The 25514-nt window shown below is 40.2% G+C and carries 19 protein-coding genes; 6 read left to right on the top strand and 13 right to left on the bottom strand.

Annotated features, from left to right (window positions below):
* Positions 1-11 precede the first annotated feature (11 nt).
* The 5 genes from ACT29H_RS12600 to ACT29H_RS12580 form a co-directional block, all read right to left on the bottom strand.
* Positions 12-779 (bottom strand): LytR/AlgR family response regulator transcription factor, encoded by a 768-nt coding sequence (locus tag ACT29H_RS12600; protein WP_444821991.1) that lies wholly within the window; start codon positions 777-779, stop codon positions 12-14.
* Positions 780-791: 12 nt separating this feature from the next.
* Positions 792-1904, bottom strand: coding sequence for a sensor histidine kinase (locus ACT29H_RS12595; protein WP_444821990.1), 1113 nt, complete (start codon positions 1902-1904; stop codon positions 792-794).
* A 194-nt stretch (positions 1905-2098) separates the two neighbouring features.
* The gene (locus tag ACT29H_RS12590) at positions 2099-3523 is read right to left on the bottom strand and encodes a TolC family protein (RefSeq protein WP_444821989.1); all 1425 of its coding nucleotides are present in this window, start codon (positions 3521-3523) and stop codon (positions 2099-2101) included.
* 4 nt (positions 3524-3527) lie between these two features.
* On the bottom strand, positions 3528-6677 hold the full coding sequence (locus tag ACT29H_RS12585; RefSeq protein WP_444821988.1) for an efflux RND transporter permease subunit: 3150 nt from the start codon (positions 6675-6677) through the stop codon (positions 3528-3530).
* Between the two features lie 170 nt (positions 6678-6847).
* Entirely contained in the window at positions 6848-7924 is a 1077-nt protein-coding gene (locus tag ACT29H_RS12580) for an efflux RND transporter periplasmic adaptor subunit (RefSeq protein ID WP_444821987.1), read from the bottom strand.
* Positions 7925-8107: 183 nt separating this feature from the next.
* Between ACT29H_RS12580 and ACT29H_RS12575 the strand changes: the two genes are divergently transcribed.
* The gene (locus tag ACT29H_RS12575; protein WP_444821986.1) at positions 8108-8263 is read left to right on the top strand and encodes a hypothetical protein; all 156 of its coding nucleotides are present in this window, start codon (positions 8108-8110) and stop codon (positions 8261-8263) included.
* Positions 8264-8293: 30 nt separating this feature from the next.
* Here the strand turns inward: ACT29H_RS12575 and ACT29H_RS12570 are convergent, their stop codons facing one another.
* Positions 8294-9304 (bottom strand): substrate-binding domain-containing protein, encoded by a 1011-nt coding sequence (locus tag ACT29H_RS12570; protein ID WP_444821985.1) that lies wholly within the window; start codon positions 9302-9304, stop codon positions 8294-8296.
* A 404-nt stretch (positions 9305-9708) separates the two neighbouring features.
* Between ACT29H_RS12570 and ACT29H_RS12565 the strand changes: the two genes are divergently transcribed.
* A complete protein-coding gene (locus ACT29H_RS12565) occupies positions 9709-11673 on the top strand; it encodes a methyl-accepting chemotaxis protein (protein WP_444821984.1) in 1965 nt (654 codons plus the stop codon).
* Positions 11674-11775: 102 nt separating this feature from the next.
* Here the strand turns inward: ACT29H_RS12565 and ACT29H_RS12560 are convergent, their stop codons facing one another.
* Complete coding sequence (locus tag ACT29H_RS12560) at positions 11776-13965, bottom strand: HD family phosphohydrolase (RefSeq protein WP_444821983.1); 2190 nt, start codon at positions 13963-13965, stop codon at positions 11776-11778.
* A gap of 321 nt (positions 13966-14286) precedes the next feature.
* Here ACT29H_RS12560 and ACT29H_RS12555 point away from each other — a divergent pair, with 321 nt between their 5' ends.
* Positions 14287-15057: an NlpC/P60 family protein gene (locus ACT29H_RS12555; RefSeq protein WP_444821982.1), complete on the top strand. Its 771-nt coding sequence runs from the start codon at positions 14287-14289 to the stop codon at positions 15055-15057.
* A 206-nt stretch (positions 15058-15263) separates the two neighbouring features.
* On the top strand, positions 15264-15710 hold the full coding sequence (locus ACT29H_RS12550) for an NUDIX domain-containing protein (RefSeq protein ID WP_444821981.1): 447 nt from the start codon (positions 15264-15266) through the stop codon (positions 15708-15710).
* A 184-nt stretch (positions 15711-15894) separates the two neighbouring features.
* Here the strand turns inward: ACT29H_RS12550 and ACT29H_RS12545 are convergent, their stop codons facing one another.
* The 5 genes from ACT29H_RS12545 to dapB all read right to left on the bottom strand — a co-directional run bounded on the left by ACT29H_RS12545 (position 15895) and on the right by dapB (position 20478).
* Complete coding sequence (locus tag ACT29H_RS12545) at positions 15895-16539, bottom strand: WbqC family protein (RefSeq protein WP_444821980.1); 645 nt, start codon at positions 16537-16539, stop codon at positions 15895-15897.
* 37 nt (positions 16540-16576) lie between these two features.
* On the bottom strand, positions 16577-16876 hold the full coding sequence (locus tag ACT29H_RS12540) for a LapA family protein (RefSeq protein WP_444821979.1): 300 nt from the start codon (positions 16874-16876) through the stop codon (positions 16577-16579).
* A gap of 48 nt (positions 16877-16924) precedes the next feature.
* Positions 16925-18106 carry a signal peptidase I gene (gene lepB, locus ACT29H_RS12535; RefSeq protein ID WP_444821978.1) on the bottom strand — a complete coding sequence of 394 codons (1182 nt, stop codon included), beginning with the start codon at positions 18104-18106 and terminating at the stop codon, positions 16925-16927.
* Entirely contained in the window at positions 18106-19536 is a 1431-nt protein-coding gene (locus ACT29H_RS12530) for a S26 family signal peptidase (RefSeq protein ID WP_444821977.1), read from the bottom strand. Before ACT29H_RS12530 ends, lepB begins: the two co-directional genes overlap by 1 nt.
* 222 nt (positions 19537-19758) lie before the next feature.
* On the bottom strand, positions 19759-20478 hold the full coding sequence (dapB, locus tag ACT29H_RS12525; protein WP_444821976.1) for a 4-hydroxy-tetrahydrodipicolinate reductase: 720 nt from the start codon (positions 20476-20478) through the stop codon (positions 19759-19761).
* 791 nt (positions 20479-21269) lie between these two features.
* On the opposite strand from dapB, the gene ACT29H_RS12520 reads away from it, so the two are divergent.
* Positions 21270-22529 (top strand): DUF4153 domain-containing protein, encoded by a 1260-nt coding sequence (locus tag ACT29H_RS12520; RefSeq protein ID WP_444821975.1) that lies wholly within the window; start codon positions 21270-21272, stop codon positions 22527-22529.
* A gap of 479 nt (positions 22530-23008) precedes the next feature.
* Entirely contained in the window at positions 23009-23749 is a 741-nt protein-coding gene (locus ACT29H_RS12515; RefSeq protein ID WP_444821974.1) for an SDR family NAD(P)-dependent oxidoreductase, read from the top strand.
* A 120-nt stretch (positions 23750-23869) separates the two neighbouring features.
* Here the strand turns inward: ACT29H_RS12515 and ACT29H_RS12510 are convergent, their stop codons facing one another.
* Positions 23870-25459 (bottom strand): dipeptidase, encoded by a 1590-nt coding sequence (locus ACT29H_RS12510; RefSeq protein ID WP_444821973.1) that lies wholly within the window; start codon positions 25457-25459, stop codon positions 23870-23872.
* Between the last annotated feature and the right edge of the window lie 55 nt (positions 25460-25514).

The following is a 25514-nucleotide window of genomic DNA, read 5'->3' as shown; positions in this document are numbered from 1 at the left end:
AGGGTTGATTATTATTGGTTAATCCATTCTTTAAACCTTTTTGCTTTTTCGCGGCTTACTACGATCTTTTCCGGACTGGCCGGTTTGGTTTTTACTACCAGTTTTCCGTTAAACCATTTTTCCACCTTATGAATGGCTTCAATGTTTAGGATATACTGTCGGTTAACCCTGAAAAAGAACCGGGGGTTAAGTTCCTTATCCAACCTGTCTAATGTGAAGTCAACAATGTGATTATGACGATCAAAAGTATACGCTGTAGTGATTTTGTTGGCGCTGTTGAACCAAGCCACCTGGTCAATATCAATTTTTTGAAATCCGTCGCGAATATTAACCACTAACCGTGACCGGTAATTGTTGCCGCCCGAGGTGATGAGCCGGGCAATGGTCTGATAATCGGTTAGCATGGGGGGAGCGGGTGCTTGAGTTAGGATGCGTTCAAATTTGTTTATGGCTTCTTTCAGTTTATTTAGATTCACCGGCTTTAATAAATAATCAATGCTGTTGACTTTAAATGCCTGTATGGCATATTCATCATATGCGGTGGTGAAAATGACAAAACTTTTTATATCAATCTGTTTAAAAATATCGAAACAAATACCATCCGAAAGTTGGATGTCCATAAAAACCAAGTCGGGCTGCGGATTTAAGCTGAAGAATTCAAGGGTTTCGTCAATGCTTCCGGCCGTTCCTGCCAGTTTCCACTGAGGCCGTAATTCCCGAATCATATCCGTCAGCAATCGTCGGGTGGGTATTTCATCTTCAACAATTAATATGTTCATGATTGTAGGTTTTTATTCTGCATCAAAAAGCAGAGGCAGCTTAATGCAATAGTGATTTTCCGTTTTTTCGACTATTATATCTTCTCCTGTGAGCAATTTATAGCGTTGTGCAATATTGTCTAAGCCTGTTCCGGTAGACGAGACCGACCTTTTGGGTTGAAGATTGTTACATGTTTTTAACCATTTGCCATTTGAGATTTCTATATGGATAGTCAAAGGGCTTTTTTCTGAAGCTCGGTTATGCTTTATCGCATTTTCCAAAAGTAGTTGAAGAGAGAGTGGCGGAATATGGAAGTCCAAATAATGTTCGGGAATGTCAGTACGAACTACAAGTGTATTACCCATTCGTTTTTTATGCAGGAATATAAAATCGTATAAAAACTGCAACTCTTCCTGAAGCGGTACAGTGATGTCGTTTCTTTTTTGCAGGACATAACGGTATACTTCGGCCAATTTTTGTGTGAATTCAATGGCTTGCGCTGGATTGTAATGTATCTCAGATATAAGGGTGCTAAAACTATTGAAAAGAAAGTGCGGGTTGAGTTGGTTTTGCAAAACTCGGTAATCCGATTTTAATTTAGATTGTTTGAGTGCTTCCACTTCAAGAATAGATTTTCGCCAGTTTAAGAGAAAACTTTTAATGAAGAGTGAACTGTTGAAAATCAACACAAACAAAAAGCCAAAAATGATAGTCAAAAGGGCAGATTGCCGGAAAAAAGGTTCTTCATAGATATGATTGGGTAGCACTATAAAAGAGAAAATCACCAGACAGAAAGTCCATATAAAGCTCAAAATTAATTGCCTTTTGGCCCGGCGCGAGATGCTGAAAAACCATGGCGCTTTTTTATCCAGATAACGATTGATAACGATATTGCCTTCGCTGGCTAAATTAAATACCAAAATCGATAAGAAGAATGGGAATGGGGTCCTTAATGGATCCTGCTTTTTATCTCCAAACATTAAAAATACAAATGCGATAACTAAGAATCCTATGAGGGAGATGATTAAGAACCGCCATAGAGCAGGCCGGAAACCTTTGTCAATAATCGATTTTTCCGGTTTTTTAAATTCTTCAGGAATGGGCTCCCGTTCATTTTTGGTTATTGGTTGTTCGTGTGAGGTCAATATTCTTTGGTTTAATGGTGTTATCTTATGAATTCGATGGCTTCAATGAAAAAGTGAATTGTGGCTTCAAAATAGGTAAAAATCTGTTTTGATGGTGGCAACTTGCAAAAATTATAGAAATAGGGTCTGTTTAAGTGGTTAATCTTGATGGTGAGTTGGTTGTCATATGATTGTCTTTAGTTTTCATATTCGTGTTAATTTAGTTTCCCTACCGCCTTTAAATATTCTGTCTCCATCAGTTTTACAGCGGTTTGGGCATCAATATGATCACTTTGTGCCTGCTGCCATTGTGCTTGAGCTTCAAGTAAATTGACAAGGGGTTCCAGTCCTGCTTCAAATTGCTGATGACTGGTTTCCCAGTTTTCTGTAGCTTGTTTTAAGGCAGAAGAGGTTAGTTCCCATCGTTTAATGGCGTCTTCTAGGTTGAACTTTGCTTGTGCTATTTCTAATTGAAGAAGTTTTTCGACCTCTTCCAGTTGCAGTTGGACAGCCTTCTGTTCCAGTTTTGCCTTTGATAGTTTGTTTCTTTCTTCAAACCATTTGAAAACGGGTATTTTAACAGATGCCAATGCAATGAATGACATTTCATCAGTGGCCTGTCCATTAAACTCAAGACCTGAAAAATAGTGATAACCTGCAGAGATACCTAGTTGGGGTAACATCCCTGCTCGGGCCATTTTCGCTTCAAATTCTTTAACCTCAATAGTTTTATGAAGCATTTTAAGTTCCGGTCGTTCATGGGGATCGAAATTTTCCTTGTCGGGTAAAAACAAGTTGGAAAGTGAATCTGTTTGGATTCTCGGAATCGCAATGTCTGCTTTCAAAGGAAGTCCAATGATTCTGCAAAGATTCATTTTGGCAAGGGTCTCTCCGTTTTGCGCTTTTTGAACCATGAGAATAGCCTCATTTCTTTTTACCAGCACTTTAAGAAGATCGTTTTTCGTTGCCATGCCTTCATCCATTGCATCTTGAAGGTCTGAAACTAGAGAGTCGAGCAGTATTTTATAACGTATTGCTGATTTTTTTTTGGCTTTTATTGATACCAGTTGAAAGAATGCCTGATCGGTCTGTGCCAGAACTTCTGCTCTGTTTTTTTCAATTTGTAAATCAGCTATTTTGATGCCTGTTTTAGCCATTCTATTTGCAGCCCTAATTTTTCCCCCAGCATATATGGGTTGCTGCAATTCAATCCCTGCCATTGAGATACCTTTCATATCCAAATTGATATTTATATCGGGCAAGAAAGCATACATATTAAATATGGGATTGTTGTCCACCCCTATAATTGGGGTCCCATCTACATTGGTCGCGATATTGGGATCAGGTATTCCATCGCCATTGGAATCGGGCAGATAGGTGGGTAAGTAACCTCCATCCAATGAGTATTCCAAGGCATCAGGTTTGTAAAAATAGGATCCCGATGCTTCAATTTTAGGGAAGAAACCGGATTTTGCTATTTTTTGAACCAATTTGGCTTGATTGTATTGATTCTGGGATAATTGGATCGTTTTTGAATAATCCAGAGCCATTTCACGACATTGTTGACGATTCAGTGTTACCTGTGCCCCGGCAGATACAATGGCGGAAAATAGTATAAAGTATAGTATGACCTGCTTCATTGTTTTAACCTTTTTTTTGTTTGCTTGCTTGTTTACTTAAAGGATGGATAACATGGAAAAATATGGCGTATAAAACAGGTACCATCATGAGGGTTATAAGGCTTCCAATTAACAACCCTGACATCATGGTGACCGCCATTGAACCAAACATATCATCGTTGATGAGAGGTATCATCCCCATGATGGTAGTGAGTGAAGCCATCATTACAGGTCGCAATCGGGAGGTGGAAGCATCCATCAAAGCAATAAAAGGTGCTTTTTTTTGATTGAGCTGTAGCATTACTTCGTCCAGCAGTACCACTCCGTTTTTTATCATCATTCCCATAAGTCCCAGGGCCCCCACAATAGCGACGAATCCAAACTCTTTGCCTGTCAGAAGCATTCCCATGACAATTCCGATAAAAGCCAGTGGCAGGCTGAGAATGATGATCAGGGGTTTCTTGTAATCGTTAAAGAGGGCTAATAGCACAGCAATCATCAGCACGATGGCAAGGGGAAGATACATGAATAGGTATTGTTGCGATTCGGAACTGGCCTGGAATTCACCCTGCCACTCCAGCTTATACCCTTCCGGCAGTTGAATGGACTCGATTTTGTCTTTGATACGACTCCTGACATCATCGGCGGTGAGTCCCGGTGCTGGGTTACATTGGGCTTTGATAGCCCTTTGACCGTTGAATCGACGTACGACAGGCTCTTCCCATGCCACATCAATGCTTTTTACTGCCTGATTCATTGGAATTGCACCAAAGGTTGACTCCAAGATATCCCGGTATGAGGTGATTCCCATAAACACTTCATTCATAGATTTTGGATCCAGACTACTCATGGAAGGAAGAGTACTAAAGGCCGGAGCTGTTTCCAGATTGTCTACTTGTTTTCCATTATTACCGATACTTTTTACATATATGGGAATGGCACGCGTTCCTTCATAAAAAGTGCCGATGGGAAGGCCTTCGGTGGCCGTCAGCAGTGACAACGCAATGTCTGGACGAGAGAGTCCAGCCCTTCGTGCCATCTCCTGATGGTATTGTGCCACCAAAACTTTAGATGCAGGTTCCCAGTTGTGGGTAACCAAAACGGCGCTCGGCTCCTCTTCCATAATAGTTTTTGCCTGTAGAGAAAGGTCTTTTAATACTGCCGGATCAGGACCTGTAAACATTACCTCAATGGGAAATTTCTTATACATCAGATTGTACCGTTTTACCCGCGCATAAGCCTGTGGATAATGATTGGTGAGGTACGATTGTATTTCCGGTATTTTTTCTTTTAGTTTTTTTTCGTCGGAGAAATCAACGATGAGTTCCCCGTAGCTCATGGATGGCTCGGCGATGGAACGAACAAGGTTGTAGCGGGAAGGGGTGCCCCCAATGCTGGTAGTAACATTGATTATTTCGGGCTGTGAGAGAAGATACTTTTCTATTTTTGACAAATCCTTATCTACTGTTTCAATTCGTGTTCCGGCTGGCATTTGGTATTCAATATATAGTTGGTTGTAGCTTAGATCAGGGAAAAAGGTTTGAGGTATAAGCGGGAATAACAAGGCACTAGCAAGCATTAATATAGATACAATGATGATGGCTAAAGCCTTGTGATAAAGAAGGTAGCTTAATGATTTCCTATGAAGGAGATATATTTTCCCGCTGTAAGGTTTTTTATCGTTTTCTCTTGATTTTTGGATGTGGTTGAATTGTTTGTTGGCCATTAGAGGTGCCTGCGTCAAAGCCAGAATCCAACTCAACAACAAAGATACAGCAAGCACAATAAATAGGTCTCGAACGTATTCGCCTGAAGTGTCGGGAGAGAGGAATATGGGTAGAAAGGCAAATATGGCAATTAGTGTGGCACCAAGCAATGGCCATGCCGTTTTCCGGGCAGTATTGACCAGCGCTTTTTTCTTTTCTATGCCGTTTTGCAAGTCAATGAGTATTCCATCAATAATAACGATGGCATTGTCGACCAACATTCCCATGGCAACAATCAGGGATGCCAGTGAAACTCGCTGGAGGGTGCCGTTAAAAAGTTTGAGTACCACGAATGAGCCGAGGATGGTGAGCAGCAGAACACAGCCAATGATGTAGCCGCTTCTCCAGCCCATGGCGATCATAAGGATGATTACAACAATTGCTACCGATTGTGCCAAATTAAACATGAAGGTGGAAATAGCAGCTTCAACTTTTTCGGGTTGAAAAAATACTTTTTTGAAATCGATGCCTTGGGGAATACGTTGATTTTTTAAATATGATAGTTTTTCGTCAACTGTTTTTCCCAGTGCGATGATGTTTTTCCCCGATTGCATGGCAATGGAAATACCTAAAGCGGTATGGGTATTAAAACGCATGGCTTCTCGATAGGGGGCAGCAAGAGTTTTTTCCACCTCGGCGATGTCTCCAAGCTTTACCTGATCGTTTTCGTGACCTTGAATAATGAGATTGCGGATATCGTCCAAATCATGGAAATCTTCGCTTACGTCTATTCTGATGCGTTCATCACCGGCATTAAAATAGCCGGCATAAACTACTTTATTTTGATCATTAAGCGTTTTCAATACTTCGACTGGGTGGATCCCCAAATTAGCCATCCTGTCTTGCTTTATTTTGATATTAATGCGTGGTGGGCGATCCCCATAGATTTCAACGCGTTTGACGTCAGGTAAATTCTCCAATTCTTTTTTTACCAGCATGGCATACTGGTGCATCTCTTCGTAAGAGAAACCGTCAGAGGTTAAGGCATAAAACAAACCGTAGACATCACCAAAATCATCTACAACAATGGGTGTTTGTGCCCCTGATGGAAGGTCGGAAACGGCTTTGGTAACCTTTCTTCTAAGGATGTCCCATTTCTGTTCAATTTCATCAGGGTTTACAGTCGGATCCAATTCAACCGTAATCTCTGAATAGTCTGATTCGGATCGGGACTCAATTTGTTTTATGTCCCCCATTGTATCAATTGCTTTTTCCAGAACATCGGTTACTTCCATTTCTACCTCATGTGCTGAGGCGCCGGGGTACACTGTTACAACCAGTGCTTGCTTTACTTTTATTTCAGGATCTTCCAGTTTGCTCATCGATTGAAAGGAGAGTATTCCACCTATGGCAAGTACAATGAGGAAAAAATAAAACAAGGTTTTATGTCTAAAAGCAAATTCCGTCATGGTTGATTGCTGGTTAATTTTAATTGTTTAATGTTCAATTTTGAGCGGTATATAAATCCTAGGGTTGAGAAGTTCTGTCAGGGTGAAGCAGCATATCAAAGTTTTTGTAAGATTTTTCCCGACATGGACAGTAGGAATGAAAACTTAGACCATGTTATTTTGAATACTATTTATAATAAATTTCCAATATTACTTTTGGACGGAGGTTTTAACTCTCTAATTTTATCCCCTTCACGCAGAGAATGAACTCCTTTGCTTACTATTATATCGTTTGGAATTAGCGGAGAGTTAATGATTGCATTTCCTTTGTTATCAATTCGATGGATGTTAACCGGGACAGCTTTGATCGTATAATTGGTGGTATCCACTTTCCAAATATGTGCTTTCCCATTTTTTCTAAACACAGCAGTTGATGGAACTGAAAAGTAATCTCCCTGATCCGATTTGTAGTGGATGATCACCCTGACACTCATTCCGGGAAGCAAATTCTTATCAGAAGATTCAGATAATTGAAAGTAAGCAGGATATAAACCGTTTACATTGCTTTGAGCCACCATCCCTTTTAGCGTTAAAGGCCATTCTTGTTCCGGATGGTGGATGTTTTGGCAGGTAAAGGTTATAAAACTTTCTTTTTTTAGGTAGTCCTCGGCCGGCAGATGAACAATTATTTCAAGCTTTTTGGTATCTGATAGGGAAACGATAGGCATGCCTGCATCAACCGTCTCCCCTTCTTCAAAGAATACTTTCGTAATGGTACCGGAAAAAGGAGCTGTTAATTTCGTGTCGGTTAGAGAATTCTTGTGGGATTTATATAATGCCGTGATTTGTTTAAGGCCTGAGACTGCTTTGTCATAGTCATTATCGGAGACTTTTCCCTTTTTGTAGAGCGCAGTAATTCTTTCCACTTCAGCTTTAACTTCCTGATATTTTGCTTCTGTTCCTTTTAGTTGTAGTTCATAATCTCGTGGATCCAGTTGAGCAATCAAATCACCTTTTTTGACGAAATCACCTTCATCTACCAATACTTTAATAATGGGGCCAGCAACTCTGAAGGATAGCCTTATATCGGAAGACGTTTTTATTCGTGCCGGATAACTTTTGGTCAAAAAATTGTGGTGGTGTGTTACTCGATCTGTTTTTGCAACCGGTACCGAAGATCGCTGTTCTAAACTCTTCCCTGAACAGGCAGTTACTGTGAGAATTACAAAAAACAGTAAAAATTTGGATGAAATGATAATTCTGTTCATTGTTCTGCTCTAATTAAAAGTTGCACGAGCCAACCAATCGCTCCTGGTTTTCGTTAAATATTCTTTTGAAAATGTGTGGAAATCCTTTTTGGTTGTTTTGAGTTTATCTTTCTGTTAGACCGAAGATTAAAATGATTTCAATTCGTAAAGATATGGTTGCAGAGATTGAAGATATAAAAACAATTGCTGAAGCACAATAATTGGTTTCTGAAGTGTAGTGGAACTATTGTTGAAGCCACAGGGGTGGAGAGGAGGAAGGATAAGCCGGAATGGCTGTTGTCTATTTCGGCAACAACCCCTTATAAGCTTGACTACCGATCGCTCTATAAGGGGTTGTGAAATTGTGCAATTCTTTAATTTGTCTTTGGGTTATTGATATATCTCAGATCGTTTGTAAAATCCGCTTTCAATTAAAACTTCATCGATATTTTCCCGGGTAACTGGAATAGAACTGATTTGAACAGTCGGGACATCTTTGTAACCATTATTCACGTAAGCAATGTCATATTTCTCATTCAGGTTCTCTTCGTTAACGATATCGATGGCAACTTCAGCAGCTTTATAGGCGATTTCTTTTAAGGGGTGATAAAGGGTAATATGCTGGGTTCCTTCAATGATTTTTCTGCATGATTCGAGTTGAGCATCCTGTCCGGTAATGATGACTTGCCCATCCAGGCCATATTTTTTCAATACATTAATACAACTGACAGACATTCCGTCAAAACAAGAAATAACAGCATCAATGGATTGGGGATAAGAAGATAAAAGTTGATCCAGTTCAAATGCTGCATGATCAGGATTCCAATTCTCAATATAAGTTTTATACAATACATTAATATTCCCTGATTCGATGTGCGGTTTTAGGGTTTTATCAATTGATGCCATTAATTCAACTGCATTTCGGTCAAATCGGTCTCCCCCAAGAATGACATAATTCCCCTTAGGCCTTTGTTTTACCACATAACCGGCCATGTCTTTTCCCAATTGCTCATTATTGCCGGAAATATAAACATCCAGATCACAATTTAAAATTAACCGATTGTAGGCCAATACAGGAATATCTCTTGCTTTGGCTTCTTTGACGATATTCTCGGCCGTATTGACATTTACGGCAATAAGTGCAAGAAGATCGATGCCCTGATCCATCATCTTGATCGCATTGTCATACTGGAGTGCATCATTGTCATTGGCATGGTCTACGATTACACCTGCTCCAAGTGCTTCTGCGCGTTCTTTAAAAAATTTGCTCTCTTTATTAAATCGGATGGTTACATCAGAACTATACAGAAATCCAATTTTTATTTGTTCCTTTTTTTCGCAACCAGAAAGGATAACAATAAGTATAAAGACAAAAAAAGTAATTGTTGTAATTCTTTTCATCGTTCTAACTTGTTTAGACTTTTTATTTACCAACTGTGAAATATACTAATTGAAATGGACATGACATGCTTTATCATTTAAAAAATATAATTTAGAACTGTCATCCAAACTTCATTCGGTTAGTGATATATTTTATTTTTATCGAATGAAACGAGCATGGTCAATTTAAATGACCACACATGGGCATGTATAAAACTATTGTTATGTGAGTTCCATTAGACCAATGTTTTAAGTAAATCATATGCTAATGAAAACAATTCAAAGATAGCTACATTACGTTTTTTTTAGCGCTTTGTTTTGAAATGAATGATATTTTTTTAAACTTTTGAAACGCATTTTAAATTACTTCTGCTTGAAGAAAATTTGAGATACGTTGATAGTAATATAATATATAAGAACATATTATGAATTGGAAAGACCTGCAAATTAGCACGAAAATTAGAGGGAGTCTAGCAGCTGTATTATTGCTCACATTGATGATGGGTGGTTTTACTCTATACAATTTAATTGGTGTCGGAAAGGGGGTGAAGGATCTGTCGGAAAAGTATATTCCCACCGTGAACGAGACGAGTTTAATTGATCAAAATTGGCGAAAATTGACAGAAATGAACCGCTCATTTGATTTTTCGTCTATTCCCTACTTTGATGTTGTTTTTGAACGGTACTATGATCAGATAGAGTTAGCCCTTAGTGGTTTAATTGAGATTGAAGAGGATTCCGGAAGAATTGAAGATTTAGGAATGTTGAAAGAGGCATTGGAAGATTATTCATCCAAATATGGCGAATACAAAGCTTATCAATCCAAAGCATCAGAATATCGAAGTCAATTACGGGCGGCGGGTGAAGCATTAGTTTTGGCAGGTGAAGATTATGGAGGAAATTTATCTTATCAGAGGCTGATAAGAACAGCCTTGGGAATCTGGGGAAGGATTCAGGCTAAAGATTTTGGGCGTGAAGCGACTGCTTTAAACAGTGAACTGGAGGATTTGAACGTCCATGCCAATAAAATTTCGTCCATTTATCTGCCGCAATCTTTGAAAGAGTCACTTGAGTCTTTTTATTCTGTGGCAAAATCCTTTATTGAGAGCTATCAGAAAGCCCGTATTGCAGAAGTACAACGTTTTGAAAAAGCCAAACACATCATGTGGGAGGTTCGTTCTATTACCGACATGGGACAGGGGGATATCTTGGAAATGGGAAATCAAAGTGCTCGGATTGTGGACAAGGTGCAGCGGTTAATAATTTTTGCGCTTATCATTTTGTTGTTGTTAGGTCTGGCACTGGCCATTTATCTTCCTGCATCGATTGCTAACCCCATATTAGAAGGAATTGGGTTGGCAGAAAAAGTATCTTCGGGAAATCTTTCTGTCCGTTTTGATACCCAACGAAAGGATGAAGTCGGGCGATTAAGCATTGCACTGGACAATATGGTTAAAAATTTAAGAACCGTTATTGCAGATATTCGGGCAGGAGCCAAGGAGATGGTTGATGCGAGCTCCAGTTTGATGAAAGAATCATCTGAATTGGCGGAGGGTGCCAGTGAACAAGCTTCCGCCGCAGAGGAGGTTTCTTCTTCAATGGAAGAGATGTATGCCAACATTCAACAGAACAGTGATAATGCCAAACAAACAGAAGGTATAGCCCAAAAAGCCGCAAAAGATATGAGTGTAAGCAATAATATCTCGGAAAAAGCGGCCGAGTATCTGGAGGAAATCACTTCTAAGATATCTGTGATTGGTGATATTGCGTTTCAAACAAATATCTTGGCGTTGAATGCGGCGGTAGAAGCCGCCAGAGCAGGTGTTGAAGGTCGTGGATTTGCCGTTGTGGCTGCAGAAGTTAGAAAATTGGCAGAAAGGAGTCAGCAAGCTGCCAATGAAATTAACAATGTCTCATCTAAAACCATTTCTTCTTCGAGAGATGCCCGCGAAATGTTATTGGAATTAACCCCGGAAATTGAAAAAACGGCAGGCCTGATTCAAGAAATTTCGGTGGCTTCTCTTGAGCAGCTAACAGGTGTTGAGCAAATCAATAATGCCTTGCAACAACTGAATCAGGTTACCCAACGAAATGCTGCTAATTCGGAAGAAATCAGTTCTGCTGCGCAAAGAATTGATAAATTGTCTGAGCGACTTGAAAAAGCCATTTCAGTTTTTAGGTTTGAAGATGCCGACAGCGTCGGTGTTTCCGAAGAAAATAAAAAAGCAAATCGTCCTTCTGGTAGTTTCGGTAATTCGGAAGGGGAACCAAGCAGTAGTAAATGGTCCGGGAAAGATAATTCGTCCGACCAAACTCAGGATCATTGGGATAGCAGCAAGTTTGACCGAAATAAATTTTCTGATGAAGACGGTGACTATGAGCGATTTTAGAAAGGATTAATGATCGAATCAATTGTATAAAAAAGATCCGAAAACCGGGAGTTAGGTTTTCGGATCTTTTTTGCATTTAATGGATTGTCCGATTTATTTTTTTTATTCTTCAGATTTTTCCGGTGGTGTTTGTTTCTTGGGGGCTACCGACTGTTGTTTTTGTTTCTTTAATTCAGGATATTCAATTCGGGCGTGATAGATATTTTTCAATTTTTGTTTGAAAACTTCTTTTACCTGAGTGATTTCCCTGAAAGTAATCGGCGCATTGACAAATTGATTTTCATCGATCTGATTATTGATGATATTTTCAACCACTTTATCAATTTCTTCGTCGGAGTAGGTTTTTAGGCTTCGGGAGGCAGCCTCGACAGCATCTGCCATCATTAATATAGCAGTTTCTTTGGTAAAGGGTGTCGGCCCGGGATAGGTGAACTTGGTCTCATCGGGTTCCATACCGGGATGTTCGTTTTTGTATGAATTATAGAAAAACCGTGCCTTGGTGGTCCCTTGATGAGTTCTGATAAAGTCAATAATCTGCTCCGGCAGTTTATGTTTGCGGGCTATTTTTACCCCATTTTCAATGTGCTGAATTATGGCCTGAGCACTTTTTTCAAAGTCTAGATTGGTATGCGGATTGAATCCCGAATTTTGATTCTCGGTGAAGAATATGGGGGAAACAATTTTCCCTATGTCATGGTACATGGCACCTGCCCGCACCAGAAGAGGATTGCCTCCAATTATGTAAACTGCTTCCTGTGCCAGATTTCCCACTTGAAGTGAATGTTGAAAGGATCCCGGAGCTTTTTCCGCCAGTTTTCGCAGCAACGGATGATTCGTGTCTGATAATTCAACCAATGTGACATCCGAAACAAATCCAAATACCTTTTCAAATATGTAAATAAGCGGGTAAACCAGTAGTATCAATCCGCCATTGATTAAAAACTGGCCATACAGAGAAAGGTTAATATTCCGAAGGTCTCCTTCCTGCAAAATAGCTAGAGCACTGTAAAAAGCAGAATAGGCAAGGACTATAAATATGGAAGATCGGACCAACTGTTCGCGTCGTACCATTCTGAACAAACTGAAGATGGCAACCAGACCTATTGGTACTTGCATATATACAAATTCAAAACTGTTGCGTGTAAAAAAAGCAGCCATTAAAATGGTGATTACATGCATGAAAAAGGCCAGACGGGAATCAAAAAATGTTCGGATAATAATGGGGAGAATGGCAAAAGGAATAATATAAAGCGGGAAAAATTCAAAAAGGCGTGAAAGACTGGCCAATAGTAAAATACTTATAACCATTAAAAGGATGAAAATAACTGAGGATAGGTTGTTAAATACATCTCTCCTAAAGAATGAAAGAAACAGATAAATCATGGTAAAAAACAGGAAGGATAATAGGGCTTGTCCCAGCAAAATAAAGTAATGACCGCTTCCTCCGCCAAGTGCAACTTCATATTCTTTCTTAAGAGAATCCAATATTTTGACCGTTTTCTCATTTATTATTTCTCCGGTATCCACAATTTTTTGACCGGATAATACCACCCCGCTGGTTAAACTGATGTTTTTGATGATGGCTTCTTGTTCACGACTGGTTCTTCCTTTGTCGAAAATGACATTGGGTGTCAGGTATTTATTGATCTGAAGGTCGGATATAAGATTATCCAAGCGACTTTGTTCCACGTTGGAGGATTCGCTTAATTGTTGGACCAATTGGGTGGAAATTTGCTGATAGGCGCTCAAATAGTTGTGAAATTCACTTAATCCGGAAGGTTCGGCAAAATTGTTTTTTACTATCATAAACTCAAATGATCCTTCCACATCTTCATAAGCATCGGGCAGTTGCACCAGACCACGGGAATAGACCGTTTCCAGTTGGCTTCTCAATGTGTTTTTTAAAACAAACCATAGCGTTGAATCGCTCCTTTTGGCCTGCTCATTCAAAAAAGGATAATTTTGAGTGAGCTGACTTCTCCTGTTTTCCACATCCAATAGGGTGCGGTCTATTTGGTCTGATTTCTTCAGGGTGTCGAAAACAAAGTAGGGGCGAAAATTGGCCATTAAGCTGTCACGTTCTTTTTGTAACTCCTGCTGACTTTTATAAATGGGAAAGTCAAAAGGAGCAATCATCATTTCATGTTTCCAAGGTTTTCCTTTTGAATACTCATAAGGGAATTTACCCTCGCGAGGAAGAATATAGACAACAATAACAATTGCCGCCAGAAACATCACGATCCGATATATGGAAACTGAATGTACTTTTAATGTGGAAATTATATTGCTCATTTTGGACGTATTTTTAATAGAATTCAAAGCACTAATATACTACTTATGAACGTTATATTTTCTCTCTAAGTTAATGATGGGATCCGGAATCGGGTTTAATGGGTTGATTCCCTGTTTTATGATTTTGGACGTTTGGGGAACTTTGCGGTTTAAAAAGGGTGAAAATTCTGTCATTGATTTTGCTTCCCATTTTTATAATCTCTTAAACCCTGTGAAATAATCCATTGGTGTTAATTGTAGGGAAATTTAATCTTATCTCTGATTTTGGTTTGCTTTTTGATTAGTATAGGCATAATTTATTAGTGTTGTAAATTGTATTATATGCCACAATCAATTTGTACTTATGGATTTATCCCAGTTCGCACTGAACCGTCGGAATCATCCCAAATGGAGACGCAGATTCTGTTTGGTGAAAGCTTTGAGATTTTGGAGCGCCGTGATAAATGGGCACTTGTAAAATTAAATTATGACGGATATACCGGTTGGATTGATGAAAAACTAATTGATCTTCTGGATGATAGGGATGTGGATTTGTGGGAAAAATCCGATGGTTTTATTGTAAAAAGACCTTTTGTGAAAGTGGTTAGAGAGGCTGATTCTACCGTTCAGTTTCTTTCGGCCGGAAGCAAAGTGGTATTTAATGGTGAGGATAGGAACGTCATTAAAATCGGGCAGAAGGAGTTTTACTGGCAGGGAATTGTTGCCAATGAAAAGGTGGATGTGGAAGAAGTGGCTCGAGGCTTCCTGAATGCACCTTATTTGTGGGGTGGCAAAACTTTCTATGGCATTGACTGCAGTGGTATGGTGCAGGTGGTCTATAAAACAGCCGGTGTTTTGATGCCGAGGAATGCTTCGCAGCAGATAGAAAAGGGACAAGTTGTCAGTTACGTGGAAGAAGCAAAATCCGGTGACTTGGCTTTTTTCGACAACGAAAACGGCGATATTATTCACGTGGGCATTTGTTTGGGCCAAGGCCGACTGCTGCATGCCAGCGGATCTGTCAGAATTGATGTTCTGGATCATCAGGGAATATACAATAAGGAGTTAAGAAAATATACCCACCATCTGAGGGTTATTAAACGTGTTTTATAATACTTGATATGTGAACACTTTCAGCTGTTTGTGTGAAGAAAAATCGTCTTTCGGAGTCCTTCATTATTCAAACCGAAAGTGTTGCCGAAAGGAAAACCACTTTTTAAGATAGTGGAATTTCTTTCTGGTAAGATGTGCTAAGAATTTACTGAGCAACGTTGAACTTCCTTTTTGGGGGGATGTGTATTTATATAATCAAAGAAAACATGACAACCGGTAAGTTTTGCTACGAATATCCACGACCTGCCGTAACGGCAGATGTTGTAGTACTGGCAGGTGCTCGAAGAGAAAATCTGAAAATTTTGCTTATTAAACGACGATATCCTCCCTTTAAAGATATGTGGGCCTTGCCGGGTGGTTTTGTGGATAAGGATGAAGATCTGGAAGTCGCCGCGCATCGCGAGTTGGAAGAGGAGACCGGTCTCAAAGGGGTAAATTTAAGGCAGATAGGAGCTTTTGGCAAACCGTTTCGTGATCCACGCCATCATACCATTACCGTTGCTTATCTTGCCTCCTTGGAACATCCTGCCGCTGTTCAGGGGGATGATGATGCACAGGATGCTTCATGGTTTCCCATTGATGGTTTGCCGCCGCTGGCCTTTGATCATGAAACCATAATTGGAGATGGGTTGAGAATGTGGGAAAATCAATAACGATTGCATAACAGTGCCATCCGTATAAAGTTTAGTTGAGTTAATGGCCGGATGGAACTCGCATGATCATGATTTATACCTCTTCTTTTGTGACAATCTCTCATATCCATGCTGAAAAAAATGAATTTTAATAAAATTCCCTTCTGGCTTCTGCCTGTGTACTATATATTCTTGTTGTGCCACCTTAGTTGATCATGCTCGTTTCATTCAATAATAAGGCGGCTTCAGGGCCTTTGTTGAATAGCAAATCTAAAATGCTGAGGTTGGGGACAAAACCGAAGCGGTCATCAAAAACCTGTTTATAAGGAATCGTTGGAACGAACAGGGCTGCTTTTTCCACAGGCTTTTTGGGATGAATAGCCTCCCTTAGATCTCGAATATTGTTTCCTGGTTCTTTTTCATATTGAGAAGTGGTTTCAATGGGAGTGTCAATATCCAGTATCTGGCAAATTAAATGAGTAATCTTGAGATTAAGATCCAGTAAATACGTGTGCTTATCAAAGAATAGGGGTTCAAAGTCGTCCCGGTAAAATTGAAAAAATGGGGACGAGTTGTAGGCCGATACGATCGACTTCCAATGATTGGCTTGCCAATTGGTGTGATAGGCAATTTTTACATCTTTATCTTTTGTTTTGATGTTCTTTCCTTTTTCTATCGGAATAGACAATGTTAATGGCCCATTGGCGCCCAGTATTTTATATCGGTTTCGATAGGTTTGTCGCTGATAATTGGAATGTTTTTCTATAATGGCTTTTTCTGCTTTGCTGATGAGCACAAAATAAGGAACAGGCCCGAAACAGGCCTGTGATAATAATAGCTGTTTGATCATATCAAAGAACAAGTTTCTAAAGAGAATGATTACGATCCTAAAGGTCTTGGTCGTTGGCGACGGTAGGTTGAGCTTTTGTTGTTTGATTTGTTTTCAGTGCAGATTTATCTTTTTCTTTTTCCATTTTAAGATGCTTCCGATTTCTTCGGTATGAAAAAAAGACGCCTGCTATTAAGCCCAACAAAAAAGCAACAATCAGCAAGATTGAAAGTGATAAGTGGGTTTTCCAGACCATAAACTGGAAGCCTACTTCCTGCGCGTTTTGAACAGAAAACAAAACCAATAATAGGGCGATTATTATGAATCCCCATAACGAAAATGTGGTTTTTCCTCTCATGGTAAATGTGTTTTTAAATTCTATAATTACCTTTATTTAAGGAGAGCATCAATTTACAAACATTTCAGGGATTTTCCCAATAATATGGTTCTCAGGTAACAATCCCCAGAAACGACTGTCGAAGGAGTGAGGGCGATTGTCTCCCATGACCCAGTAATAATTTAATTTGAAACGATAATGGTTCTGTGCTTTCCCATTGATGAATATTCTTCCGTCCATAATCTGAAGATCATTTCCCTCATAAACACTTATGGCTCTTTTGTAAAGGTCGATGTTGGTTGGGGTAAGCCAAATGGTGTCTCCTTTGGAGGGTATTATTATCGGTCCCATAAAGTCTGTGTTCCAGCCTGTGGAGATATTAAATGGAAAAGTATAGGGATCGGGTAATTTTTTCTCAAGAAGAGCAGGATTAAAATTGACTTTTAAGTCATGAGAAAGATGGTTAAAGGTGCCAGTGGTCATTTCAACCACAATGCTATTGCGATATTGATAGTGATTGATAATGTTTTTGTTTTTAATTCGTTCCTGAAAAGAGTCTTTGGGCCCGGTCCATCTGAATTTTTTAATGATGGTTGGTGCCAAATCAAAAGTTTTATTGTTGATTAGCAAAATGCCATTGTTTATTTCCAGCGTATCACCCGGCAATGCCACCAGGCGTTTGACAAATCGAGGCCTTTCTCTTACACTGAGTGGTATGAGATTGCCCCAATTGCGGATTTTCCGAAGCCGGTCGAAATTATTAAAGTGCCTTTTCAGATAGTAGTAACTTTCATTGGGGCGGTTTTCCAGAATGGTATCTCCTTCAGGAAAGTTAAAAAGTATGATGTCTCCTCTTTTTAGTTTTTGTGTGCCCGCCATTCTGAAGTATTTGTCAGGCCATTCAGGGAATCTCCGAGGTCCCGGTATCAGTTTGTTGACAAGAATATAATCGCCGGAATGAATGGCTTTCTCCATGGAAGGAGATGGCACAGAAATAAATTCAAATACAAATCTGTATATCCCGATTCCAACAATAATTCCTGTCGAAAGTAGAAGAATTAACGATAATATCTGATAAATTCTGTGATGAGTATTTTTTATTTTTCGACGAAATGAATTCGTCTTGTCGCGATAAATCCATAAGGCCCAAATTAGTAATAATAGCAGGATGGGAGTTAAAAGTGTACGAAACCACCATCCTGCCGCTATTACTAAAAGTGACAATGAAATGTTTTTCAGAATGCTTGCCATTATTTTCCGGCATATTTAAAGAATCTGTTCCAACGGATATTTTTCGGAAACGATTTGTTTTTGTCTAATGAAAGCCAGACTAATAAGGGTTTTCCTACAATGTGGTCTTCGGGAACAAAGCCCCAATAGCGTGAATCCGCCGAATTGTGCCGGTTGTCACCCATCATAAAGTAATAGTCCATTTTAAAAGTGTAGGTGTCTGCGGCGGAACCATTGATGAAAATTTCCCCATCTTTTATTTCCAAGGTGTTTCCTTCATAATTTTTGATGATACGTTCGTAAAGAAGAATATTTTTTAAAGTTATATGGACGGTCTTTCCTCTTTGGGGAATAACGACCGGGCCAAAATTGTCTCGACTCCATTGGAAATATTTACTGTAAGGAAATACTTGCAATCTGGTGGTGTCGATCATTTCTTCGTTGATCGTAACATTTTTTATAAAAGGCATTTGTCTCACTTTTTCCAGCATGGAAGAAGTGAGCGGTAACGAGTAATAGGGGCCGGTTTGTCCCAAATATCGTTCGGGATCACTGATGTCAAGTCGTTCAAAAAAGTTCCGGTTAAGTGTGGTGCCATCGGTGAGTATATTGTAGTTATGCTGAACGCCTTCCGGTTCCTGAAACAAATCACCGTTGATGAACAATTGATTATGCCGAATTTCGAAGGTGTCGCCCGGCAGTGCTACGCATCGTTTTACATAGTTGTCACGCCGATCTACTGGTCTGTAAACCACTTTCCCAAAGTCTGCGGGATTTTCTTTTACATACTCTGCGCCTAAGGCACGCTCTTTCAAACGTAATTGGAATTCATCGAGACCTAATGTTGAATAGTTGTTGCGAATGGCCAGACTCTGGCCGATCTCCCTGATGATGTTGAAATAGGCCGGGTTGGGCCGCAGAAAGGCCACCGTATCGCCGGCAGGAAAGTTAAAAACAACAATGTCTCCCCTTTTCACCTGGCCAAAACCTTTTAGCCTTTTGTAATCCCAATAGGGCTTTTCCAAATACGATTTTGTATTGATAACAGGAAAGGTATTCTGAACCAATGGGAAGGAAAGTGGCGTATTCGGCATCCGCGGGCCATAACTCATTTTGCTGACAAAAAGGTGGTCGCCCACAAGAAGACTTTTCTCCAGCGATGAGGTGGGAATCTTGTAATTTTGGAAGAAGAATATGTTGATTAGATAGACGGCTATTAGTGCAAAAATAAGCGCATCAAGCCATTCTTTCCAGGCAGCTGGTTTGCTTCCGTCTTTGTTTTTTTTCCAGGCACCCCAAGGAATTATCTTCGAAATGTAAATGTCAAAGATGATCGGAAGACCGAGCAATATCCATAAGTTGCCGATCCATATCACCCATAATACAAATATCAGGGCAGCAATCCCGAATTTTATCCAGTTTGCTTTTTTAACGTTTTGAAAGTCAATCATTGCTTATAGGTTATTTTTCGTATAATAAACTCTTCTATTAATATCGCGGTTGTTCGAATTTTCTTGTTGGTTTTTCCAAATGGGGAAAAACCGTACGTTTCACAAAAGAATTAAGGCAAATATGGTTTGTTGTTCCTGTGAACCATGCCGGAAAACTAAATTGACAATGAATGCCGCTCTTTAATCCCCGCCGGTGCTACTGAAAACGGTTTTCGGAATAAGTTAAAACTTCAACATATCCTTCATGCCAAGGAAGCCTTTGTTTTTGGCGGCAAATTCCGCAGCAAGAACTGCGCCAAGGGCAAATCCTTTTCTTGATTTTGCACTGTGATGGATGGTAAGCTCATCAACATCAGATTCATACTTTATGGTATGTATTCCGGGAACATCACCTTCTCGAAGTGCATTAATCTTCAGTTGGGTCGCTTTTTCGGTTGCGTTGAGTTTCCATTCATTTTTCCGCTCCATGTTTTCAATGATGTCTTCGGCCAAAGTTATTGCGGTACCACTTGGTGCATCCAGTTTTTGGGTATGATGTACTTCGGTCATTTCCACCTCGTATTCGGGCCGATTGTTCATTATTTTAGCCAGATGCCGGTTTAGTTCAAACAGGATGTTAACGCCAATGCTGAAATTGGAGGCATAGAAAAATGTTTGGCCTTTTTCTTCACAAGCTTTTTTTATTTCCGGAAGTTTGTCGAGCCAACCGGTCGTCCCGGAAACTACCGGCTTTCCATATTTAAAACACTTTTGGTAGTTGGAATAAGCTACTTTGGGGGTGGTAAATTCAATGGCTACATCCGCTGTTTCAAAGCCGCCATCATCAAAGTTTTCGCCGGTTGCCATCGGGTCGATGCGGGCTACGATGTTATGTCCTCTGGATTGGGCTATTCTTTCTATCTCTTTTCCCATCTTGCCATATCCAATCAGTGCAATTTTCATGTTGTTTCAGGTTTAATTCTTATTGAAAATATTTTCGACAAATTTAATGTAAAAGTTCGACGACCTTGTGGAAATCAATCTGTTTCAATTGTTTTAGGCGTACCCCCTGATTTGACCGGTTTTCCCAATAGGTCGTTGCAAATATTAGTTTGCTAAAGAATGGAGCTACTTAAAAATTTGTCTGATTCACATTGTTTTTATTGGTGTATAAAAATTTGCTTTGCCGTAGCAAAGATAAAAAAACATTGGTTTTTAGAGAGGAAAATATTCAAGGTTGGTTGCCTCTGGGATTATTGAAGATGGTGATGATCGATAAAAGGGTGTTTGGCTGAAATTGGGGCGTTTTTTAGAGGTGGGGGAGTGAAAAATAGTCATAAATTTGGATTCCAGATGTTCATTAAAAAATGTCAGATGAAGAGATGGTAATAATTTTGTTGATAAGCTTTAATGGTTGAAGGCGGGTGAAGATGGGGGTGCAATGTGTTGATTTTAGGGAATTAATGTGTGCTTACCTTTATGCATTATAGAGAAGAATTAATGATCTTTTGGGTGTCGTATTTGTATGATCTCAAAGGAGTTTTTATCTTTCAGGAGGTAGGTGCATGGCTGCTTTAAAGGGTGCAGGATCAAAAATGCCGTTTTTACCCCCGGCGTTTTGCCAATGAATGGCTCCGGCTTCATGGTAAGGACGGAAGTTTCGGTTAATTTTGTTTTGATTTCATTTTGATTGATGCAGATATCGATTTTTTTTAGTCATCATTTCCTCAATGTGAATAATATTTATTTATGTCATGCAAAATAAAATAAAAGAGTATATGGATAATCCTGAAATGCTGGAGCAGCTTTACAGGACTGACAAGAAAACTTTTGAACATGCATTTTGGGAGGTTTATCCTGAGATTCAGGATCAAAAGATGATGATTTTTTGGAAAACACGGCTCGAACAAGAAAAGGTCATGTCCGGGGTGTTGAATTACAGGAAAAAGGATCTCTGGTTTTTAATTTTTAGTTGTTTGTCGGTGGGTTTTCTCATTAAAATTCCTGAAATATTTGGAATAAATGGTTCTGAACAATTGTTTTATCAGAAAAATTTTGGAATCGTTGTCTTTTTTGGTCTCACACTGTACAGCTTTTTGAGAAAGGAGCATATAAATCTCCGGGATTTGTTGATTTCTACTGCTGTTTTTATTGTTTCAGCGGTTTATATCAATAGGCTGCCTGATGCGTCACAAAGTCACTCCATAATGTTGGCCTGTTTTCATCTTCCGCTGATGTTATGGTGTCTTTATGGTTTGGTATTTATTGATTTCAACCTAAAAGATCTCCATTTACGGATCCAGTACATCCAATATAATGGCGATTTGGTTATTATGATGGGGATTATTCTGATAGCCGGAGTGTTTTTAACCGTCTTGACGATAGGGATGTTTTCGACCATAGAAATAGATATTCAGAAATTTTATACAGAAAATATTGTTCTTTTGGGAGTTGTTTCGGCTCCGGTGGTGGCCACTTTTATCGTTAAAAATTATCCAAATGTAACCAGTAAAATTGCCCCCATTATAGCTCGTATTTTCAGTCCTTTGGTGCTGATTACACTGGTGGTTTTTCTGGCGGTAGCTTTAATCACCGGGAAAGATCCATATAATGATCGGGATTTTTTGATTGTCTTCAATCTTTTACTATTGGTCGTGATGGGGTTGATCGTTTTTTCCATTACGGAATCCTCAGGTTATGAGCAGAGAGCGTTTCAATCTTTGATGTTATTCTTTCTGGCTGCCATTACCTTAGTTGTTGATATGATAGCTCTTACCGCAATTTTATACAGAATCGGTGAATTTGGTTTTACGCCTAACAGAACCGTTGTTTTGGGATCCAATCTCTTGGTTTTTGGAAACTTGTTAATGATAATGATTGATCTTTTCCAGGTTAATTTTCGACGCGGAGATATTGGAAGAATAGAGCTCACTCTTAGCAAATATTTGCCTCTTTATTTTGTCTGGACATTCGTTGTGGTATTCATTTTCCCCTTCCTTTTTGGGATGAAATAAGGGAGTCATTCACTTGAATCCGGTTCGGCGTTGCAATGAATGGAATACGTTGGTATCAATTTAAACCATTCTGAACCTTTGAAGACCGCAGCAGGGCGATTAAATTCAAGCAGGACGCCAAGAATTCAAGCAGGACGCCAAGAATTCAAGCAGGACGCCAAAAATTTAAGCAGGACGTCAAGAATTCAAGCAGGACATCAAGAATTTAAGCAGGACATCAAGAATTTAAGCAGGACATCAAGAATTTAAGCAGGGCGCTAAGAATTTAAGCAGGGCAGCAGGAATTTAGGCAGGGCAATAGAAATCCCAGCAGGGTAATACGTGATTCAGCGGGCAAGCCTCTTCTAAGACGGGAAAAAGTTACGGCCTAATGAAAAGTGAGAAATTCAATTACGGATATCCATTAAAAAAATGAGAACAGCAAATAGGAAAGGTCGTTTGTTTGTTGGAAACGCATCTCAATAATTTGTGAAATTATTATGGAAAAAAAACTAAAAGAGAAACGGGCTATTGTAACAGGTGGTGCTAAAGGAATCGGGAAAGCCATTGGCATCGCTTTGGAAGAGGCCGGAGCCAGGGTTTGGGTTATTGACAAGGATCAGGAGGCCTTGGATCACCTCCGGCAACATTACCCAAGGATGCACACTAGCTGTTTGGATTTGGCCGATGCTGAGGAGGTCATTAATTTTTTTAGTAATCTTGATGAGGCATGGCCGAAAATTGATATTCTGGTAAACAATGCCGGTCTTAGTCGTTTTATCCGCTTGACAGAAATTTCGATTGAAGAATGGGACTACATTCTTAACAGCAATCTTCGAGCGGCATTTGTTTGTGCACGGGAATTTGCCAAAAGACATCAACGTGGCAGTTATGGCCGCATCATTCAAATTGCTTCCACCCGTCATTTGATGTCTGAACCGGGAGGTGAAGCCTATAGTGCTTCGAAGGGAGGTCTGGTGTCTTTGACACATGCCCTAGCCAACTCTTTGTCCGGTACTGGTATTACTGCAAATTGTATTAGTCCGGGATGGATTCATACAGACGAAACTGAAGTGCTACGGGCTCATGATCATTCCCAACATTTGAGCGGTAGAGTAGGGAAACCTTCAGATATTGCTTCGTTGGTGATTTGGCTCTGCCATCCCGAAAATGATTTCGTGAATGCTGAAAATATCTATGTGGATGGGGGGATGACCCGTAAAATGATCTATGAGCCATAAATGCCGTGGGCTTGTCAAAAGGGGAATCCCCTTCCGTGGAAAAATGGAATGAATAGAGATTCAAATAAAAAGGGTTGTGGGAAAAATACCGGACAACCCTTTTCTATGAATAATTGGAGTTTAAAATTTTTCGTCGTATTTAGTCCAAAGATAATCGCCCAATTTCCAGGCTTCCTGAACTACTTTATTGCCCCATTCGTTGGTATATCTGGTTAGGTGATCTCTGGTTTGTTTGGGGCCCATGTTCATGGCATCCTTTTCAGCCTGTACCTGACTTTCAAAAATTTTCTTTTGCAGGGGGATCAAAACCTTGTCCACATCATGGCGCATTTCATTCCACCGTTGTGATGTCAGTGTGCTCAGACGATTAAACGCCCACCATGCGGAGTTTCGGCTAAACCCTTTGCGGCCGGGATATTTATAGGCGTTTGGCAAATCTGTGACCGAACAATAAACAGGGATATAAACAGAGGTGGCCACATTATCCTGAGCCAGCCATACCAGTCCGCCAATTTCATTAGGCAGCCAATCCCTACTTTGAGTGATGGTGGCATACATGGTGTACCATCGTGCTATGGCGCGTTCTCCTAAATCGCCCCAGCCACCGTGGATGTCAAATAAATCATAAGCGTCGTAGGGCATAAAAGGACTGGCAAGAGGGTGGGGGATGGTATCGCCTTCTTCGGTAACCTTTTTAATATGACCAATCATATCATAAGGCGTGTTCTCATAATAATCCTTGAAGACTGCAATCATCTTTTCCAGCGTCACTTTTTCGGAGGGTTTTACCGAAAAGGGATAATCCCTGGCTTCAGGATCCAGATTGAGAGAGGGATTCATTAAAGATAAAACCCGCCATTCACGCCGACGGGCGGCCATTGATTTACGGCTTTCGGGAGCGTAAGCGTCGGCAAATCGGAATGGACCGGTGGCCTGATTCCACCACATGCTGTCGCGAGCCATATCAAAAATATTATCCGAAGCCATAAAATAGTCGGGGTTATCCAAATCAATTTCCTGGATTCGTGCGGCATTGGCATTGACACTTACGTGATCGTCGGGGACTCGCTGTGCGACCCATATAGCCCCAATATTGCCCTTGCCAGGTCCTACAATTTCCAGGTGCCATACCTCTTTGGTGTCGGCAATGGTGAGGCATTCCCCCGCATCGTTCCATCCGTATCTCTTTAGTAGTTCACCGCCCGTTTTAATGGCTTCACGTGCCGTGGTGCACCGTTCTAGCATCAGCTTTATGAGACGTTGGCAGTCGATCAGTCCTTTTTCGGATATGAGCGACTCACGTCCTCCAAAGGTGGATTCGCCAATGGCCAGCTGTTCTGTATTCATGCATGGATAGGCCGTATTAATGTAGCCGAAGGTTTCTCTTACCTGCGGTATTTCACCAATGGCGACATGCTTGTAGGCCGGCATTGGCCCCGAATCATCGGGTTTTCTTTTATACATGGTAACTTTATCGCGGCGACCGTGTCGTTCGGCAGGCACAATATTCATCCAGGCACGGGTGCGATGGCTATCGTCGGTATGAGAAGTCATTACCGAACCATCAAAAGTGGCCTTTTTCCCAACGGTAATGGTGGTGCAGGCCTCCGGAACACCATTTTGCCAATCAGGTTTTTCCTGCGTATGACCTGGCCAACAAATCATGCCATATATTGCCAATGAAAAAGTCAGTCGTAAAGTGTAATGCATAACCGTAAATCTTTTAATATCATTAGTGATGTCAGAAAGGTTTATTATTTGGACA

This window comes from Thermophagus sp. OGC60D27 (assembly GCF_052400625.1).
GTDB lineage: Bacteria > Bacteroidota > Bacteroidia > Bacteroidales > Marinilabiliaceae > Thermophagus.
The sequence above is the reverse complement of the archived record's forward strand: the minus strand, read 5'-3'. Positions and strand labels throughout refer to the sequence as shown.